Source organism: Nocardioides sp. P5_C9_2 (assembly GCF_054049555.1).
Map to the genome: position 1 here is coordinate 1 of NZ_JBFUMD010000398.1, position 3,725 is coordinate 3,725.

The following is a 3,725-nucleotide window of genomic DNA, read 5'->3' on the forward strand; positions in this document are numbered from 1 at the left end:
ACCCCGGAGAAGGTCATCGAGGTCCAGAAGTACGGCCGCGAGCCCATCTCCCTGCACACGCCGCTCGGTGAGGACGGCGACTCCGAGTTCGGTGACCTCATCGAGGACTCCGAGGCCATCGTGCCGGCCGACGCGGTGTCGTTCACGCTGCTCCAGGAACAGCTGCACGCCGTCCTCGACACGCTCTCCGAGCGCGAGGCGGGTGTGGTGAGCATGCGTTTCGGTCTCACCGACGGCCAGCCCAAGACGCTCGACGAGATCGGCAAGGTCTACGGGGTGACGCGCGAGCGCATCCGCCAGATCGAGTCCAAGACGATGTCGAAGCTGCGCCACCCGAGCCGGTCGCAGGTCCTGCGCGACTACCTCGACTGACGTCCTGCGCCGTCGCACCGCGGCCGACCCGACACCGGGTCGGCCGCGGTCGCACGTCCGGGAGCGTTAGCCTGAGCACGAGGGAGGCACGCGACCGCTTGCGATCCCGTGCCCGCACGATCCAGGGGGAGTCGACTTGAAGCACACGATGGCCCGGTGCGGCCTCGCACTCGCCACCCTGGCCGTGGTGGTCCTCCCGACCGCTGCGGAGGCGACCACCCAGACGCTCCCGGATGCCGCCGAGACACCGCAGTCGCGGACCGACGTCCTCTCCACGACGGTGCGCCACTCCGGGACCGAGGTCGTGATCCGGGTGCACTTCGAGGACCTCCGCCGGCGCAACGACGCGGGGATGGGCACCTACGTCGACGCGGACCGGGGTCGGCACGGACCGGAGTACGTCCTCAACACCGGCCTCAACGACGGCACCGACTACCAGCTGGCGCACGTGCGTCGATGGCGGGCCGTCGGCGCTCCGCTGCAGTGCGAGCACTCGGTCCGGTTGCGCTGGGCGAAGGACGTCGCGGTGGTCCGACTCGGGCGCGAGTGCCTCGAGGATCCCTCATCGGTGCGGGTCAGCGTCGTGATGACCGACCTGTACGACGGCGTCCACGCCGTCGTGGACTGGTCGCCCGCCACCCGCCGCTTCGGCACCTGGCTCGCGCCGAGCTGACCGGGGTGGCGAGCGGGACGTGGGGTCAGCCCGCCGCGACCAGCGCCACCGCGACGCCGCAGCACGCGAGGCCGATGCCCTGGGCCGCGTGGACGGGCTCGCGCAGCACGGTGGCGGCGAGCAGGACCGTGACGGCCGGGTAGAGCGACGTCACCACCGCTGCGATGGTGAGCAGGCCGGTCTGGGTGGCGAGCAGGAAGCAGACGACGGCGGTGGTGGCGAGCACCCCGGCGACCAGCCCCCACAGGTCCGAGCGGCGTCGCGGGATGAAGGCGGCGCGCAGCGCGGAGGCGGTGACCGCCACCGCGACGAGCGCGACCGCCTGCCCCAGGGCGATGGGCCACCAGCCGGCCTCCTCCGGCACCTGCCCCATGGCGGCGAAGAGCAACCCGAACCCGGCGCCGGCGAGGACCCCGTCGACCAGCCCGTCGGCGAGGCCTCCGTCGCTGTCGGGCTCGCGGCTGACCAGCCAGATGCCCGGCACCGCCGCCACGATGCCGACCCAGACCAGGGTCGAGGGTCGTTCGCCGGTGGTGACCGCCACGACCACCGGCACGAGGGCGGCGCCCACGGCCGAGACCGGGGCGACGACGCCCATCCGCCCCGCCGCGAAGCCCCGGTAGAGGAAGGCGCCGCCCGTGCCGCTGCCGACGCCGGCCAGGGCACCCCACGCCAGGTCGGTCCCGGTCGCGTGTCCGGGCACGGCCAACGCCAGGGCGACCGCGCCGACCAGGGAGCCGACGGCCGCGACGAAGGCGACCGACCATGCCGACGTACGACGCGACGCGAGACCGCCGATGAAGTCGGACAGGCCGTAGGCGAGTGCCGCCCCCAGCGCCAGGAGCACGCCCATCAGGGCGTCACCACGACGCCCACGACCCACGTGAGGGCCGCGAGGACGGCCGCCAGGGCCTCGATGAGGATGGAGATGCCCACGGCCTTGAGCGCGTGCACGGTGGCCGGCCAGGCGGCACGCGCCCCGAGCCGGTGCCGCTCGGCGACGTAGATGCCCAGCACGAAGCCGAGGACCAGCCCGACCACCGGCACCACGAAGAAGCCGACGAAGCCGAGCAGCGCGCCGGCCAGCAGCGTCGAGCGGGGGACCCCCGCCGTCTGGAGGCGACGGCCCGGCAGGACGTACTTCACCACCGCGCCCGTCACGAGGAACGTCGCAGCGACGGCGAACACGATCCAGGCCCGCGACGTCCCCACCTCGCTGGCCCAGACCAGGATCGCGCCGAGGACCAGGATCGAGCCCGGAAGGACAGGCACGATGATGCCGATCACACCGACGCCGATGAGGATCGCGATCAGGACTTCGAGGGGGGTCACCCGCCGGAGCCTTCCACAGCCGTCGAGCGACCGGGCACGCGGCGAGCGAAATGAGGAGCGGCCCCGGACACGAGGTCCGGGGCCGCTGTGGTGGTCTGGGGTCGGAGGCGCTCAGTCCTCGGTGGTGGCGGGGCTCGCCGAGAGCTTGTGGGTCTCGTCCTGCACGGTCGAGGCCACCTCTCGCAGCTTGTCGCCGTGCTCCCGGGCGTGGTGGGCGCAGAACAGCAGCTCGCCACCGGTCTGGAGCTCCACCCGCAGGTAGGCCTGGGCACCGCAGCGGTCGCAGCGGTCGCCTGCCGTCAGGGCGGCGGGCTGGGGGGCAATGGCAGTGGTCACATCGGCCTCTTTTCTCTCCATCGGTGTCTGGCCCAACGTAGCCCCCGGGGAAAAGATTCCCCGCAGGTGGTTCGGTACTGACTCGTCCATCCTTGCACTGATGTGGCTGCGCCGTGGTGCTTGTCCGCACCGGGGGACGACGCGTTCGTGCGTCCCTCGGTGTGAGGTACGACGCTAGCCGTGCCCCGGACGGTTGCGTGGCAGCGTGCCCTGCGTCGTCCCACGGCGTGTCGCGGGTAGGTTCTTCCCTTGTGGCAGCACCGGCGGACAACACCTACAACGCAGCGCACCTCCTCGTCCTCGAGGGCCTGGAGGCGGTGCGCAAGCGGCCCGGCATGTACATCGGGTCGACCGACACCCGCGGGCTCATGCACTGCCTGTGGGAGATCATCGACAACGGCGTCGACGAGGCGCTCGCCGGCGTGGCGCACCGCGTGGAGGTGACGCTGCACCCCGACGGGTCCGTGGAGGTCCACGACGACGGCCGCGGCATCCCCACCGACAAGGAGCCCAAGACCGGGCTCCCGGGCGTCGAGGTGGTGGCCACCAAGCTGCACGCGGGCGGCAAGTTCGGCGGCGGCTCGTACGTCGCGACCGGCGGCCTGCACGGGGTGGGCCTCTCGGTCGTCAACGCCCTCTCGTCGCGGATGGACATCGACGTGGACCGCTCGCCCTCCCAGCAGGGCATCTCGTTCCAGCGCGGCGTGCCGGGCACCTTCGACGGCGACGGACCCGGAGCGACCTTCACACCGGGCTCCGGCATGTCCCGCAAGGGCAAGCGGGTCGCCAAGGGCAGGACCGGCACCCGGATCCACTTCTGGCCGGACCGGCAGATCTTCACCAAGGACGCGACCGTCGAGTTCGAGGGCCTGCTGGGCCGGGCGCGCCAGACGTCGTACATCGTCCCCGGCCTCGAGCTGGTGATCCGCGACCGACGCGGACCCGAGCTGGTCGAGGAGAAGTTCCTCCACGAGGGCGGCATCTCGGAGTTCGCCGACTACCTCTCCGCGGG

6 protein-coding genes are annotated in these 3,725 nt (G+C 72.3%); 3 read left to right on the forward strand and 3 right to left on the reverse strand.

What is annotated here, in order from left to right:
* Positions 1-372, forward strand: a 372-nt coding sequence (locus ACXJKL_RS16855) for a sigma-70 family RNA polymerase sigma factor (protein WP_457208174.1), incomplete at its 5' end; no start/stop codon positions are given.
* Positions 373-508: 136 nt separating this feature from the next.
* Positions 509-1,045 (forward strand): hypothetical protein, encoded by a 537-nt coding sequence (locus tag ACXJKL_RS16860; protein ID WP_457208175.1) that lies wholly within the window; start codon positions 509-511, stop codon positions 1,043-1,045.
* A gap of 25 nt (positions 1,046-1,070) precedes the next feature.
* Here the strand turns inward: ACXJKL_RS16860 and ACXJKL_RS16865 are convergent, their stop codons facing one another.
* The 3 genes from ACXJKL_RS16865 to ACXJKL_RS16875 form a co-directional block, all read right to left on the reverse strand.
* Entirely contained in the window at positions 1,071-1,898 is an 828-nt protein-coding gene (locus ACXJKL_RS16865; protein WP_457208176.1) for an EamA family transporter, read from the reverse strand.
* On the reverse strand, positions 1,898-2,377 hold the full coding sequence (locus tag ACXJKL_RS16870) for a DUF456 domain-containing protein (protein WP_457208177.1): 480 nt from the start codon (positions 2,375-2,377) through the stop codon (positions 1,898-1,900). The genes ACXJKL_RS16865 and ACXJKL_RS16870 overlap by 1 nt, the downstream gene beginning before the upstream one ends.
* A gap of 111 nt (positions 2,378-2,488) precedes the next feature.
* Positions 2,489-2,734 carry a DUF7455 domain-containing protein gene (locus ACXJKL_RS16875; RefSeq protein ID WP_457208178.1) on the reverse strand — a complete coding sequence of 82 codons (246 nt, stop codon included), beginning with the start codon at positions 2,732-2,734 and terminating at the stop codon, positions 2,489-2,491.
* Between the two features lie 314 nt (positions 2,735-3,048).
* Here ACXJKL_RS16875 and ACXJKL_RS16880 point away from each other — a divergent pair.
* Positions 3,049-3,725 (forward strand): ATP-binding protein (locus ACXJKL_RS16880; protein WP_457208179.1); only part of this gene is annotated, 677 nt, incomplete at its 3' end.